The sequence below is a fragment of the Pseudomonas glycinis genome (genome assembly GCF_054871425.1).
In genome coordinates this window covers 52,491-67,468 of the sequence record NZ_JBTYHF010000006.1, presented here as the reverse complement: position 1 = coordinate 67,468, position 14,978 = coordinate 52,491, and the positions used below count along the sequence as shown (strand labels likewise).

Here is a 14,978-nt window from a genome sequence, read left to right as displayed (position 1 = left end):
CGGCGCGCATTTCGCGAGCAGGCTCGCTTCCACAGGAGTCTGCAATGGTTCAGAGGCACCGTGCGAGGCCGTGCATGGCTTCGCGCAACCTGTCGATGGCACGCTCGATAAACGCGTTTTCACCGTCTCGGCATGCCGTGTCCAGATCTGCACACGCCGCAACAACCCGCGCTGCCCCAACCATTTGCGCACCGCCCCTGATGCGATGGGCCAGCTCACGCAGGCCGTTGCGGTCGCCGACGCGGGTCTGATCCAAAGCCAGCAGATCGTCGCGCAAGCTATTGCCGACTTCCTTGCGCAAACGCTCGATCAACGAGTGATCGGCACCGGCCATCTGCTCCAGGGCACTCAGATCAATCTCGACGGGCTCGGCACTTGGCGGTTCATCTTCGTGGCGCTCGCAACGATGAGCGCCTTTCAGGGCTTCAGCCAGATCATGCAAGCGAATCGGTTTGAACAGGCAGCCGTCCATGCCGGCATCCAGACAACGCAGGCGCTCTTCGATCTGCGCGTTGGCCGTAAAACCGAGGATCAGACAGGGCCTGCGGCCGCTGGCGGCTTCTTCGTTGCGAATCGCCTGCGCCAGCTCATAGCCATTGCGGCGCGGCATGTTGCAGTCGGTGATCACCACATCGAAGGCCTGGGTTCGCCAGCGGTCCAGCCCCTGTTCTCCGTCGCCCACGTCTACCGTGCGATGCCCCAATTCACTCAGTTGCCAGCACATCAGCAAGCGATTGACCGGGTGATCGTCGACCACCAACACGCTTAATACACAGGTCGCGGCTGCCGCCTCGGGCGTTGCCAGTGTGGTCGTCACCAACGTCAACAGCGGCAACTGGATATTGATTTTTACTCGCGTGCCTTGCCCGAGATCACTATCGAGACCCAGCGTGCCGCCCATCATTTCGCAGAGGTTACGGCTGATCACCAGCCCCAGGCCGGAACCGCTGCGCACCGCTTGAAGGCTATTGCTCGCTTGAACGAACGGGCTGAACAGGCGCTTTTGATCTTCAGCACTTATACCGATGCCGCTGTCTTCGATCAGCACTTGCACACTCACTTGCTCGTGCGATATCGCAACGATCTGCAGTCGCAGGCAGACGTCACCTGACTGGGTGAATTTGATCGCATTGCTCAACAGGTTCGACAGCACCTGTTTGAAGCGCGTCGGATCAATCAGCACATCCACGTCGGCGCGCGGATCAAGTTCGATGCGCCACAAGAGCCGTTTCTGCCGCGCCAGCCCTTCGAAAACCCGACACACCGATAACACCGTCTCGCGCAGGTTGGCCCGCTCGGGCGAAAGGGACAAATGCCCCGACTCGATACGGGCGATGTCGAGAATGTCGCCAATCAACGCCAATAATTGCTGGCCGGCATTCGACGCCACCTGAATTGCCAGTCGATCAGTCACGCCCTCCTCTGCGCGCTTGAGCGCCAGTTCGAGCATGCCGATCAAGGCGTTCATCGGTGTGCGGATCTCGTGGCTCATGGTCGCCAGGAAAGTGCTTTTGGCCCGATTGGCCTCATCCGCTGCGTCCTTGGCCTGATGCAGTTGCAACAACCATTGCTGGCGCTGATGGATCTGCCGACGCTGCCAGCCGATCCAGATCAAGGCCAGCAGCAGCAAGCCTGCGGCGCCGGCAAAACCAAGCAGAATCTCGCGGCGATGGCGCGACCAATAGCTGTCCTCCACCACCACATCGTGGCTCCAGCGCTCGACCAGTTCATCCATTTGCTGCGGCGCGATGCTCAGCAACGCCTTGTTCAGGATCGAGTGCAGCAGCGCCGACTGCGGCGCCGTGGCCAAAGCGATGCGCGCCGGCTGATCGCCAACGGTGCCGGTAATACGCAGGCGGTCGCGGTATTGGCGGGCGATCAGAAAACGCGCCACCAGCAACGAGCTTACCGTCACGTCGACCTGTCCTCGGGCAATTAGCGCCATGCCTTCGGCGGGGCTTTTGACTTCGACCAGACGCAGGCCGGGAACCCGTTGCAGCAAATAATCGCGCAACGGGTGCCCCCGATAGATCGCCAGGCGTTTGCCCGCCAGTTCGTCGAGCGGCAATGGATGTGGTCCGTTCGCTGCGCTGACCAGCACGAACGGATTGTTCAGATAGGCGCGGGTGAATTGCAGCTGCGCTTCCCGCTCGGTGCTCGGCGTCACCACCGGCAGAACATCAAGTGCGCCGGCCTGAAGTTGTTCGAACTGGTCGTTCAGCGAGGTGCCACGCACGATCTCGAAATTCAGCCCGCTGCGCTGTGCAATCAGGCTCAGCAACTGCGCTGCCAGCCCGTTGAAGCGTCCATCAGCATCGAAAAACGCCAACGGCGCGAAGTCTTCGACAGCGCCGACCCGCACCACCGGGTGCTGATCCAGCCACTGCTGCTCGGCGGCGCTGAGCTGTACCCGCGACTGTTCGGCCATCTCGGCGAGGCCGACGCTCCAGCGCTGTTCGATCAGATGGCGACGCTCCATCGGCACGGCCAGCAAGGCCTTGTCGACGATGCGTTTGAGCACCACATCGCTGCGCAACAACGCAAAGGCGAACGGATTGGCATCAAGCCCCGACGGCCCGGCCAGTTGCAGGTCGTTGCGATAATTGGTGTTGATCAGGTAGTTGGCGCTGATGAAGTCGCCCAGGTACACGTCGTCGGCACCGAAGGCGACCGCGCCGAGTGCATCCATGGCCGAAGCATAAAGCTGCACGTGGGCGCCGGGGTAGAACGCCTGAACATGGGTCAGCGGCAGGTAATCCTCGACCATGGCGATGCGTTTGCCTGCAAGGTCAGCAGGCAGTTTCTCGTCATGGCGCGTCACCAGCATCGGCTGATCTTCAGCATACGGCCGCGACAGAACAAAGGCCGGATCCGCCGCTTCGAAACTGTTCGAGGTGCCCAGGAGTTCGACGTCAGCGCGCTTGAGTGCGGCCATCAGTGCGGGACGATCGGCGAAACGCCGCACTTCGATCCTGATGCCGAGCAGTTGCGCCAGCAGGTCGGCGTAATCCGCCGTCAGCCCTTCCAGCTCATGCTGATTGCGGGTGATTTCGAAGGGCGGGTAATCCGGGCCGGAGATGCCCATGCGCAAGACTGGATGCTCACGCAGCCACTGGCGCTCCCGATCATCGAGGCGGACCTGGATACTTCCCGGTTCGAGGCGCGCCAGCACCTCCAGCGTCTGCGGCTGGTCATTCGCCCCGACCGAGGCAACAAGCCCCAGCCACAGCAATAAAACCCGCAGTCCCTGCATCATGTCGGGGTACTCAGATCAAGTGATTGCGCTTGGCGAACTCACGCAGAAGCACCAGCGAACCCAGGCCAAGTTTCGCCATCATGCGGGTCTTGTAGGTGCTGACGGTTTTGTGACTCAGGTGCATTTCCAAAGCGATGGCCTTGTTCGGTTTGCCCAGCGCCAGATTCACGAAAATGCATAACTCTCGATCGGACAGCTGCGCGATCAGCTCCTTTTCCGTGCGTTGCACGGCGTTGTACAGACCGCTGGTATTGGGCAATGCGGAGAAATAAGTGTGGCCGGACATCAATGCCTTGATGGCTTCGTGCAGCAGAGTCAGTTGATTGCTCTTGGTCACGTAGCCCCGTGCGCCGGCGCGCAGACAGCGCTCCTGGTAATGCGTGGGCTCATGCATGCTGAACACCAGCACCCGGCAACGCGCCGTTGGCGCCTTGATCTGGATTCGCGTCAGCACTTCCAGACCGTCCATCGATCCCAGCCCCAGATCGAGCACAACCAAGTGCGGATCATGCGCGCAGATCAACGGCACGACTTCATTGCCATTGGACGCTTCATGAATCCGAGTGAAGCCTTGAGCCTGCAGAACGATCCGAATGGCCGCGCGCACGACTGGATGATCATCGACGATCAGCGCTGACTTCATTGGAACTCCTGCAAAATCGAAGACACCGCAACAGTCTGTCCCGGAGTCGGTGGCTGCGCCGGCACTGTTACATGGATGGGCAAGAGAATCACCTGTCAGGTCTGACAGTTGTGCAGAGTGTTTTTTTATGCATTGGCATGGCGCAACGATGCGTGGGCGTCAGGCGCTGCCTGGCGTTCGTCGCAAGTTTCGACTCTTGCCATTACCTGCCCGACGAGCTGTGAATTGGGCAATGGCGTCGGGCTGATCTGCGCGTTTTCCTGAGCAAATCCGGCAGCCGCCTGCAACGGTGCCGACGGTTCGTTGTAGATCAGAGCATGGCGAACCTGTGGGTTATCGAGCAGAAAGCCCAGCAGATCGAGAGAGCCTGCCGCCAGTTCGGCATTGATCACCAGCACATCGAACGGCTCGCAGCCATAGTCGACCAAGGTCAACAATTCGCCGAGAGTCTGCACCGGGGCGACGCGGTAGTAGCCGAGCGCGTTGAACAGGCGCTCGATTTTCATGCGATGAAAATGCTGCGGGTCGGCGATCAGGATGCGCAACGCTTTGTTGCTCATGGTCATTCTCCCGGTGAGGTTTGGGGAGGGCAAGACTACGCAAGCGTCGGCGATAGCTCTGTAGGACTTTTCCTAAAAATCCGGTCATTCATCCGGCGGCCCTGACGCACCAATATCCCCTGCGGGAGCGAGCTTGCTCGCGAAGGGGCTATACCAGTCAGAGATGTACTGACTGACACGACGCCTTCGCGAGCAGGCTCGCTCCCACAGGGGAAAGCATTCCATGGCGGTTATTGCCAGCCGAACCGGCGGATGTAGAAGCCTTTAACGGCTTGGGTCAGCGCCATGTACGCCAGCAGAATCACCGGCAGAAACACGAAATACAGCGACGGCAGCGCCTGCAATTTGAAGTAATGCGCCAGCGGCCCCATCGGCAGGAAGATGCCGACCGCCATGATGACCCCGGTCATCACCAGCAGCGGCATGGCGGCGCGGCTTTGCAGGAACGGGATCTTCGGCGTGCGGATCATGTGCACGATCAGCGTCTGGGTCAGCAACCCGACCACGAACCAGCCGGACTGGAACAGCGTCTGGTGATCCGGCGTGTTGGCGTCGAACACGTACCACATCAAGGCGAACGTCGTGATATCGAAGATCGAACTGATCGGGCCGAAAAACAGCATGAAGCGCCCGACGTCAGCCGGCTGCCAGCGCTGCGGCTGTTTCAGCATCTCGTCGTCGACGTTATCGAACGGAATGGCGATCTGCGAAATATCGTAGAGCAGGTTCTGCACCAGCAGGTGCATCGGCAGCATCGGCAGGAACGGGATGAACGCGCTGGCAACCAGCACCGAGAACACATTGCCGAAGTTGGAGCTGGCAGTCATCTTGATGTACTTGAGCATGTTGGCGAAGGTGCGCCGCCCTTCGAGCACGCCCTCCTCCAGCACCATCAGGCTTTTTTCCAACAGGATGATATCCGCCGCTTCCTTGGCGATGTCTACCGCGCTGTCCACGGAAATGCCGATGTCGGCGCTGCGCAGCGCCGGCGCGTCGTTGATACCGTCGCCCATGAATCCGACCACATGGTCGTTGCCCTTGAGAATGCCGACGATGCGCTCTTTGTGCGATGGCGTGAGTCTGGCGAAGACGTTGGTCGTCTCGACCGCCATAGCCAGCTCAGCATCGCTCATGCGCTCAATGTCATTGCCCAGCAGCAAACCCTGTTGGGCGAGGCCGACCTCGCGGCAGATTTTCGCCGTCACCAGTTCGTTGTCACCGGTCAGCACCTTGACCGCCACGCCATGCTCGGCCAAAGCCTTGAGCGCTGGCGCGGTGCTTTCCTTCGGTGGATCGAGGAATGCCACGTAACCGATCAGCGTCAGCTCCTGTTCATCGGCCAGGCTGTAAATCTCGCGCCCTGCTGGCATTGAGCGAGCCGCGACCGCCACCACGCGCAGACCTTCAGCGTTGAAAGCGCCGGTGACCTGGCGAATCCGCGCCAGCAATTCATCGCTCAAAGCCTCATCAACTTCGCCGTGACGCACCCGGCTGCACACCGCCAGCACTTCTTCCACCGCGCCTTTGCAGATCAGTTGACGGGGCTGACCGCGGCCCTCCACCACCACCGACATGCGCCGGCGATTGAAGTCGAACGGGATCTCATCGACCTTGCGAAACACGCTGCCGACCTTGAGTTCGTGATGGACTTCCACGTGTTCGAGCACGGCGACATCCAGCAGGTTTTTCAGGCCGGTCTGGTAGTAGCTGTTGAGGTAGGCAAGTTCCAGCACAGCGTCAGAATCCTCACCCCAGACGTCGACATTACGCGCCAGAAAGATCTTGTCCTGAGTCAGGGTGCCGGTCTTGTCGGTGCACAGCACGTCCATGGCGCCGAAGTTCTGAATCGCGTCGAGGCGTTTGACGATGACTTTTTTGCGCGACAGGAACACGGCGCCTTTGGCCAGGGTCGAGGTGACGATCATCGGCAGCATTTCCGGAGTCAGGCCGACGGCAATCGACAGCGCGAAGAGCAGCGCTTCGCTCCAGTCGCCCTTGGTGAAACCATTGATGAACAGCACCAGTGGCGCCATGACGAACATAAAGCGGATCAGCAGCCAGCTGACCTTGTTGACGCCCTGCTGAAACGAGGTCACCGCCCGGTCCGTCGCGCCGACCCTTTGCGCCAGCGCACCGAAGTAGGTGCTGTTGCCGGTGGTGAGAATCAGCGCAATCGCGCTGCCGGAGACAACGTTGGTGCCCATGAACAAAATGTTGTCCAGCTCCAGCGGATTGCGCGTGTCACGATCGGTCTGCCAGGTGAATTTCTCCACCGGCATCGATTCACCGGTCATCGCTGCCTGGCTGACGAACAGGTCCTTGGCGCTGAGCACGCGGCAATCGGCGGGAATCATGTCGCCGGCCGAGAGCACGATGAGATCGCCGGGTACCAGTTGCTTGATCGGCAGCTCCCGGCGTGGGCCATCGCGGCGCAGCACCGTGGCGGTGTTGCTGACCATGGCTTTGAGCGCATCGGCGGCCTGATTGGATTTGCTCTCTTGCCAGAAGCGCAGCAGCGTCGACAGCACCACCATGGAGAAAATCACCACGGCCGCCTTGAGGTCTTCGGTCAGCCAGGAGATCACCGCGAGCAAGGTCAGCAGCAGGTTGAACGGATTTTTGTAGCAGTGCCACAGATGAGTCCACCACGGCAGCGGTTGCTCGTGCTCGACCTCGTTGAGGCCGTGTTGCGCGCGCAGTGCATCGGCCTCGACCTCGGTAAGCCCCTCACCGTGCGTGCCCAGCGATGACAGCAACGCAGCGCTGTCTTCATGGGCGGCAGCGACCAGCGTACTGGCCAGCGTCGGCGGCACTTCACGGCTGACCGTGGTGTCATTGATCGAATCCAGCAGCGCCAGACGACGGAAGTGCCGGGCGATGTGGCGGCTGCGCAGAAAGCCTGCGAAAAATTCCTTGAGCGTAAGTTTCATGGCTGTGTCCCCTGTGGTCAGCCGGGAAACCGTCGAGCAGGTACCGCCGCGCCCTGGCACCGGGGAAACCGGCACGGTAAGGCGTGGCGCGCCCGTCGGGAACGACAGGCGTGTCGATAGGCTGCGATGACGACTGAGGTCGCCATCACGCCTGGTTCAGCGTCGATGAGAAGGACGTCGAGACACGATCCGGAACGGGTCGTGCACGGGATGCCGCTGCTCGCTGTTACGGCGAGACAACGGCAGGGAAAGGCTGCGCGTTATCTTGCCGAGAATCTGCCGGTGATCGAGACCGGCCGACAACTGTCACTCGAACAAGTACCCACTGTGGGTCTCCGCAATTGATGAAAACGCGCGCAGCTTACGCCCGCAGCGAAACGGCTGGAAGAGGTGTTTTCGGGGAATGTGGGGGGTGTTCAGGAAGGGTTCAGAATTTCCCCGCGATCGTTCCTGCGCTCAGCGTAGGAACGCCTCATCGGACGCTCCGCGTTCGGCTTCTGAAAGGGACGCGGAGCGTCCCGGGCTGCATTCCCACGCAGAGCGTGGGAACGATCATATGTGGGGCTTTCCATGGCCCCTTCGCGAGCAGGCTCGCTCCCACATTTTGCCCTGCGTTCACAGAACCATTGTGGGAGCGAGCCTGCTCGCGAAAGCGGTGTGACAGGCGCCGCATACTTCAGCTGGCAGTCGCCAACAACAGCTCCGCCACCGAGCGGCTGTGCCCGCGCTGTTTGCCATGCTCGTACAGCGAGCCGGCGATTTCATCGGCGCGGATCGGCAGCACCGACAGCAGCGTATCGCTCAGACCATGGCTGGCCTGGCAGAAGCCCTGCATATAAATGCCGGCCTTGCAGCGCTCGTCGGTGATCAGTTTGTAGTTGCGATCGACCTCGAACTCACCGAGGTATTCCTCCAGCGGCGCGAGCAACTTGCGGTGCATCTGCCGCTCGTAACCGGTGGCCAGCACCACGGCGTCATAGATTCGCACCGTGACTTCGCCGGTGGCGTTGTTGCGCACGGCCAGTTCGATGCCGTTTGCCGTGGCAGTGGCGCTCTCGACGGTGGTCAGGGTGCGGAACGCATGGCGGGCAATCCCGGAAACCTTCTGCCGGTAGAAGATGCCGTAGATGCGTTCGATCAGGTCGATGTCGACCACCGAATAGTTGGTGTTGTGGTACTCGTTGACCAGACGCTCGCGCTCGACGCTGTTCTGCTGGAACACCAGATCGGTGAACTCCGGCGAGAACACCTCGTTGACGAACGGGCTGTCATCCGCAGGCTTCAAGGCCGAGCCGCGCAGGATCATGTCGACCTGCACCGACGGGAATGAATCGTTGAGATCGATGAAGGCTTCCGCCGCGCTCTGCCCGCCACCGATGATGGCGATGCTCATCGGTTGATTGTTCACACACGGCTGCCTGGCCATTTGCGACAGGTATTGCGAATGGTGGAATACCCGGTGATCGCCCTTCAATGCTTTGAACGCCTCCGGAATGCGCGGTGTGCCGCCAGCGCTGACCACCACCGAACGCGTGGTACGCACGAATTGCTGGCCGTCGCTGCCCCGGGAAATCACCCGCAAGGCTTCGACCTGCTGGTTGTGCAATACCGGTTCGATGAACTGCACTTCTTCGCCATAACGGCTCTGCGCGGTGAACTGCCCGGCCACCCAGCGCAGGTAGTCGTTGTACTCCATGCGGCATGGATAAAAGGTGCCGAGGTTGATGAAGTCGACCAGACGCCCGTGGTGCTTGAGGTAGTTGACGAACGAGTAAGGGCTGGTCGGATTGCGCAGGGTCACCAGGTCCTTGAGGAAGGAAATCTGCAACTCGCTCTGCGTCGACAAGGTGTTGCCGTGCCAGCTGTAAGTGGCCTGCTTGTCGAGGAACAGCACATCCAGTTCGCCCTGGGTCACGCCGCGTTCCTGCAGAGCGATGGCCAGTGCCAGGTTCGAAGGGCCGAAACCGACGCCGATCAGGTCGTGAACGATGGGCGATGCAATTGCCTGTGTCATTTCCAGTGTCCTCTGGATGAACCCCTCAACGCGGGGAAATAAAGCCTGGGTGGCCTGACCGGCCTGAATCAGGTCAGCAGGTCGTCTGTTGAGTAGGAACGAGGACGATGAAAGGAAATTTAACCGGCGCGGATCACTGGCCATCCCATTGCTGGATGCGCAGGCGGCAATGTTTCATGGCGTTGACGATGTGTTTTTCCACCAGCGCCCGGGAGATGCCGAGGGTCTGAGCGATTTCCGGATGGGACATTCCTTCGATCTTGCGCAGCAGAAAACTGTCGCGGCACAGCGGCGGCAACTCGGCCAGTGCGCGCTGGAGCATTTCCAGGCGCTGTCCGTGATCAAGGGTGCCGTGAGGCGAGGGAGTGAAATAGCGCTCTTCGTTGTCGAGCACGTCCAGCGATTCGACCTGGCGCAGCGCGTTGCGGCGGTGATCATCGATTACCAGGTTCAGCGCGGTGCGATAAAGGAAGGCCCGGGGTTGTTCGATCGGCACCTCGCTGGAGCGCTCCAGCACGCGTACATAGGCGTCATGCACCACATCCTCGGCGACCTGACGGTTGCCCAGTCTGGCGTTGAGGAAACACACCAGCTCACGATAGTAGTTTTCCAACATGACTCCCGACCGCATCGATGCCGTTTCTGTCCTTGAGCGCACTGATCAGACCTGCGAATCACGCAGTAGCAAGATAGTGGCAACTTGAGGTGCGTAATTTATAGTAATTCTCATATAGATTTAAAGAGTTGATTCCATATCCCGGACAAATAGTCGTGGCCCGGCTGCGGTAACTCGATGTGTCTGCGGCTAAATTCCGTCGCCCATGCCTCGTTTACAGGACAGCCCCTGTGTCTGTCGTGCCTTGCGACGGGCCGCAACCACTGGCCGGAACCCTGCATGAATCGTCCCCGCCCCGCCCGTCGCGCGCTGTTTGCCGCCCTCTGTCTGATTCCCGTGATCGCCGTCGCTGCTTGGCAAGTCTTGCCACCCGGTCGCGACGCCGTTGCCACTGTGCAGGTCAGCCGCGGCGATATCGAAAACAGCGTGACGGCGCTCGGCACCTTGCAGCCGCGCCGCTATGTGGATGTCGGCGCACAGGCTTCGGGGCAGATTCAGAAGATTCACGTCGAGGCCGGCGATACGGTCAAGGAAGGCCAGTTGCTGGTGGAAATCGACCCGTCGACACAGAAAGCCAAGCTCGATGCCGGGCGCTTTTCCATCGAAAACCTCAAGGCGCAGTTGCAGGAGCAACGTGCCCAGCACGATCTGGCGCAGCAGAAATACCAGCGCCAGCAGAAACTCGCCGCCGGTGGCGCCACCCGCGAAGAAGACGTGCAGACCGCGCGCGCCGAGGTCCGCGCAACCCAGGCGCGCATCGACATGTTCCAGGCGCAGATTCGTCAGGCCCAGGCCAGCCTGCGCAGCGACGAAGCGGAGCTCGGTTACACGCGCATCTATGCGCCGATGAGCGGCACCGTGGTCGCCGTCGGTGCGCGCGAAGGCCAGACCCTCAACGCGCAGCAACAGACCCCGCTGATCCTGCGCATCGCCCGACTGTCGCCGATGACGGTATGGGCCGAAGTTTCGGAGGCCGACATTGGCCACGTCAAACCGGGCATGACCGCTTACTTCACCACCCTCAGCGGCGGCACTCGGCGCTGGAGCAGCACCGTGCGGCAGATCCTGCCGGTGCCGCCGCGTCCGCTTGAACAGAATCAGGGCGGCAGTCCAACCAGTGGTCGCAGTGGCAGCGAACGGGTGGTGCTGTACACCGTGCTGCTCGATGTCGATAACGCCGACAACAGCCTGATGACCGACATGACCGCGCAGGTGTTCTTCGTCGCCGAACAGGCGCAAGACACCCTGACCGTACCGACTGCCGCCCTGCAACCGGGATCGCGTCCGCAGTGGCAGCGAGCGCAGATCGTCGCTGCCAACGGTGATATTCAGGCGCGCGAAGTACGCACCGGCATCAGCGATCGCCTGCGCACCCAGGTGCTCGAAGGTCTGGCCGAGGGCGAGCATGTTCTCAGCGCGCCGGCCACTGGTCATGGAGGCTGAATGCACACGCCCCTGATCGACCTGCGGCAGATCCGCAAAGCCTATGGCGGTGATGACAGCCCACTGGTGGAGGTGCTGCGCGGGATCGATCTGTCGATCCATGCCGGCGAGTTCGTTGCGATTGTCGGCGCCTCCGGTTCAGGCAAATCGACGCTGATGAACATTCTCGGTTGCCTCGACCGCCCCACCAGCGGCGAGTATCTGTTCGCCGGGGAAAATGTCGCGCAGCTGGACAGCGATGAACTGGCCTGGCTGCGCCGCGAAGCCTTCGGGTTTGTCTTTCAGGGCTACCACCTCATTCCCTCCGGCTCGGCCCAGGAAAACGTCGAGATGCCAGCGATCTATGCCGGCACCCCGGCCGCCGAGCGGCATGCCCGAGCTCACGCGCTGCTGGAACGTCTTGGCCTCGGCACTCGCACTGGCAATCGTCCGCACCAACTTTCCGGCGGTCAGCAACAGCGAGTGTCGATTGCCCGTGCGTTGATGAACGGCGGCCACATCATCCTCGCCGACGAGCCGACTGGCGCCCTCGACAGCCACAGCGGCGCCGAGGTCATGACCCTGCTCGACGAACTCGCCGATCAAGGCCATGTGGTGATCCTCATCACCCACGACCGCGAAGTGGCGCAACGGGCCAAACGCATCATCGAAATCCGTGACGGCCTGATCATCAGCGACAGCGCCGAGCACGCGTGCGCGCCGCCGGCGGCCAATCCCGGGGCGTTGCAAGCGGTCGATCTGCGCCAGCGCCTGGGCAACGGCAGCAGCCAGACCGGCGCCTGGAAAGGTGAACTGCTCGACGCTGTACAAGCGGCGTGGCGAGTGATGTGGATCAACCGCTTTCGCACCGCGCTGACCCTGCTGGGCATCGTCATTGGCGTGGCCTCGGTGGTGGTCATGCTCGCCGTCGGCGAAGGCAGCAAGCGTCAGGTCATGGCGCAAATGGGTGCGTTCGGCTCCAACATCATTTACCTCAGCGGCTCGGCGCCGAACCCGCGTACGCCGGAGGGCATCATCACCCTCGACGACGTTGCCGAACTGTCCACCCTGCCCCAGGTGGAACGGATCATGCCGGTCAACGGCTCGACCGCTGGGGTGCGCTTTGGCAATGCTGACCACAGCAGTTACGTCGGCGGCAATGACACCAACTTTCCGCAGATTTTCAACTGGCCGGTGATTCAGGGCAGCTACTTCACCCAGGCCGACGAGGACAGCGCCGCCGCCGTCGCGGTGATCGGCACCAAGGTCCGCGACAAATTGCTCAAGGATGTCGCCGACCCCATCGGTCAATACATCCTCATCGAAAACGTGCCGTTCCAGATCCTCGGCGTGCTCGCCGAAAAAGGCGCCAGCTCCGGCGACTCTGATAGCGACAACCGCATTGCCGTGCCCTATTCGGCGGCGAGCACGCGACTGTTCGGCAGCCGCAATCCGCAATACGTGGTGATTGCCGCCAAGGACGCGCGCAAGGTCAAGGACGCCGAACAGGCCATCGAGCAGGCGATGTTGCGTCGGCACCACGGCAAGAAGGATTTCGAGCTGACCAACAATGCCGCGATGATCCAGGCCGAAGCGCGCACGCAAGGCACGCTGTCGCTGATGCTGGGGGCAATTGCGGCGATTTCCCTGCTGGTCGGCGGTATCGGCGTGATGAACATCATGCTCATGACCGTACGCGAACGCACCCGCGAGATCGGTATTCGCATGGCCACCGGCGCCCGTCAGCGCGACATCCTCCGTCAGTTTCTCACTGAAGCGCTGATGCTCTCGGTGGTCGGCGGAATCGCCGGAATCGGCCTGGCGCTGCTGGTCGGCGGCGTGTTGTTGCTCAGCGGCGTGGCGATTGCCTTTCAAGGGCTGGCGGTGATCGGTGCGTTCGCCTGTGCGCTGGTCACCGGCGTCATCTTCGGCTTTATGCCGGCCCGCAAAGCTGCCCGGCTTGACCCGGTCACGGCCCTTACCAGTGAATGATCGACCTATGAAAGTGCGACTGACCTTCCTCGCCGCCAGCCTGTTGCTGGCGGCCTGCAGCAGCCCGGCGCCGCGCCTGGACAGCGGCGTGCAGCCACCGAGCGCGTGGCAGTCCGCCGACACCCCCGGCGCGCTGCAGAGCAATCGGCAATGGTGGACGCAATTCGGCAGCCCCGAGCTGGAGCGGCTGGTGGAACAGGCGCGGCTGGGCAGCTATGACCTCGCCGCCGCCGTGGCGCGAGTCAGACAGGCCGAGGCCAGCGCAACCATCGCCGGCGCCCCGCTGCTGCCCGAGCTCAAGGCCGGGCTGAATGCCAACCGGCAGAAACTGATTCACGGCAAGGGCTACAGCCAACTGGATGTCAGCCCGGAGAATCGTTCGCTGGACTATTACGATGCCGAGCTCAGCGCCAGCTACGAAGTCGATTTCTGGGGCGGTAAGCGTGCCGCCCGCGACAGTGCCGTGCTCGGCGTACAGGCCAGCGAGTTCGACCGCGCCACTGTTGAACTGACCTTGCTCAGCGGCGTCGCCAACAGTTACACCCAGGCCCTGGCCCTGCGTGAGCAGGCGCGCATTGCCGAACTCAATCTGGCCAATGCGCAGAATGTGCTGCATCTGGTGCAGACCCGTTTCGACGCTGGCAGCGCCACCGCGCTGGAACTGGCCCAGCAGAAAAGCCTGGTGGCCGAACAACAGCGTCGTCTGCCGCTGGTGCAACAACAGGCCCGCGAAGCACTGATCAGCCTCGCCGCCCTGCTCGGCCAACCGGTACAAGCGTTGCCGTTGCCCACGCAATCCTTCGCCCAATTGCACTGGCCGGACATCGCCAGCGGCGTGCCGAGCGACTTGCTCAGTCGGCGTCCAGACATTGCCAGCGCCGAGGCCAAGCTCGCCGCAGCCCAGGCTGATGTCACCGTCGCCCGCGCCGCGATGCTGCCGAAAATCACCCTGACCGCCAGCCTCGGCAGCGGCGCCGACCTTGCCGCCGACCTGCTGCGCACGACGTTCTACAACCTGTCCTCGGGGCTGACCGCGCCGATCTTCAACAACGGCCGCCTCAGCGCCGAACGCGACAAGGCCAAGGCGCGGCAGGATGAGCTGCTGGAGACCTATCGCGGGGCAATCATCAACGGCTTCGCCGACGTCGAAAAAGCCCTCAGCAGCATTCGTGGCCTCGACGAGCAACGGCAATGGCAAAGCGAAGAACTGAACCAGGCACAGACCGCCTTCGACATCGCCCAAAGCCGCTACCAGGCCGGCGCCGAAGACCTGCTCACCGTCCTGCAAACCCAGCGCACGCTGTATGCGGCGCAAGACCTCAACGTGCAACTGCGCCTGTCGCGGTTGCAGGCGAGCATTGCCTTGTACAAAGCGTTGGGGGGTGGCTGGGAGGTGATCTGACGGAGATGCGTCGACTGAACTGACGCCTTCGCGAGCAGGCTCGCTCCCACAAATGGAATTCGGTCTGGACCGAAATCTCCGCCACGGCCAAGGCCCATGTGGGAGCGAGCTTGCTCGCGAAGAGGTCCTGTCAGGCACTGATG

At 61.9% G+C, this 14,978-nt stretch carries 9 protein-coding genes; 3 read left to right on the top strand and 6 right to left on the bottom strand.

Annotated features, from left to right (window positions below; genetic code table 11):
• Positions 1-49: 49 nt before the first annotated feature.
• The 6 genes from ACYSTU_RS15465 to ACYSTU_RS15440 form a co-directional block, all read right to left on the bottom strand.
• The gene (locus ACYSTU_RS15465; RefSeq protein WP_498999860.1) at positions 50-3,256 is read right to left on the bottom strand and encodes a transporter substrate-binding domain-containing protein; all 3,207 of its coding nucleotides are present in this window, start codon (positions 3,254-3,256) and stop codon (positions 50-52) included.
• 10 nt (positions 3,257-3,266) lie between these two features.
• On the bottom strand, positions 3,267-3,899 hold the full coding sequence (locus tag ACYSTU_RS15460; protein WP_024012369.1) for a response regulator transcription factor: 633 nt from the start codon (positions 3,897-3,899) through the stop codon (positions 3,267-3,269).
• 125 nt (positions 3,900-4,024) lie between these two features.
• Positions 4,025-4,459 (bottom strand): chemotaxis protein CheY, encoded by a 435-nt coding sequence (locus ACYSTU_RS15455; RefSeq protein WP_071171637.1) that lies wholly within the window; start codon positions 4,457-4,459, stop codon positions 4,025-4,027.
• A 230-nt stretch (positions 4,460-4,689) separates the two neighbouring features.
• Positions 4,690-7,389: a magnesium-translocating P-type ATPase gene (gene mgtA, locus ACYSTU_RS15450; protein WP_498999856.1), complete on the bottom strand. Its 2,700-nt coding sequence runs from the start codon at positions 7,387-7,389 to the stop codon at positions 4,690-4,692.
• A gap of 676 nt (positions 7,390-8,065) precedes the next feature.
• The gene (locus ACYSTU_RS15445) at positions 8,066-9,403 is read right to left on the bottom strand and encodes a lysine N(6)-hydroxylase/L-ornithine N(5)-oxygenase family protein (RefSeq protein WP_024012366.1); all 1,338 of its coding nucleotides are present in this window, start codon (positions 9,401-9,403) and stop codon (positions 8,066-8,068) included.
• Positions 9,404-9,536: 133 nt separating this feature from the next.
• Positions 9,537-10,019: a sigma-70 family RNA polymerase sigma factor gene (locus ACYSTU_RS15440; RefSeq protein ID WP_016773904.1), complete on the bottom strand. Its 483-nt coding sequence runs from the start codon at positions 10,017-10,019 to the stop codon at positions 9,537-9,539.
• Positions 10,020-10,298: 279 nt separating this feature from the next.
• On the opposite strand from ACYSTU_RS15440, the gene ACYSTU_RS15435 reads away from it, so the two are divergent.
• From ACYSTU_RS15435 to ACYSTU_RS15425, 3 genes are read left to right on the top strand one after another with little or no spacing between them, the layout of a single operon-like run.
• Entirely contained in the window at positions 10,299-11,462 is a 1,164-nt protein-coding gene (locus ACYSTU_RS15435) for an efflux RND transporter periplasmic adaptor subunit (RefSeq protein WP_350482565.1), read from the top strand.
• Positions 11,463-13,433, top strand: coding sequence for a MacB family efflux pump subunit (locus tag ACYSTU_RS15430; RefSeq protein ID WP_498999851.1), 1,971 nt, complete (start codon positions 11,463-11,465; stop codon positions 13,431-13,433).
• 7 nt (positions 13,434-13,440) lie between these two features.
• On the top strand, positions 13,441-14,835 hold the full coding sequence (locus ACYSTU_RS15425) for an efflux transporter outer membrane subunit (RefSeq protein ID WP_125918430.1): 1,395 nt from the start codon (positions 13,441-13,443) through the stop codon (positions 14,833-14,835).
• Positions 14,836-14,978: the final 143 nt, after the last annotated feature.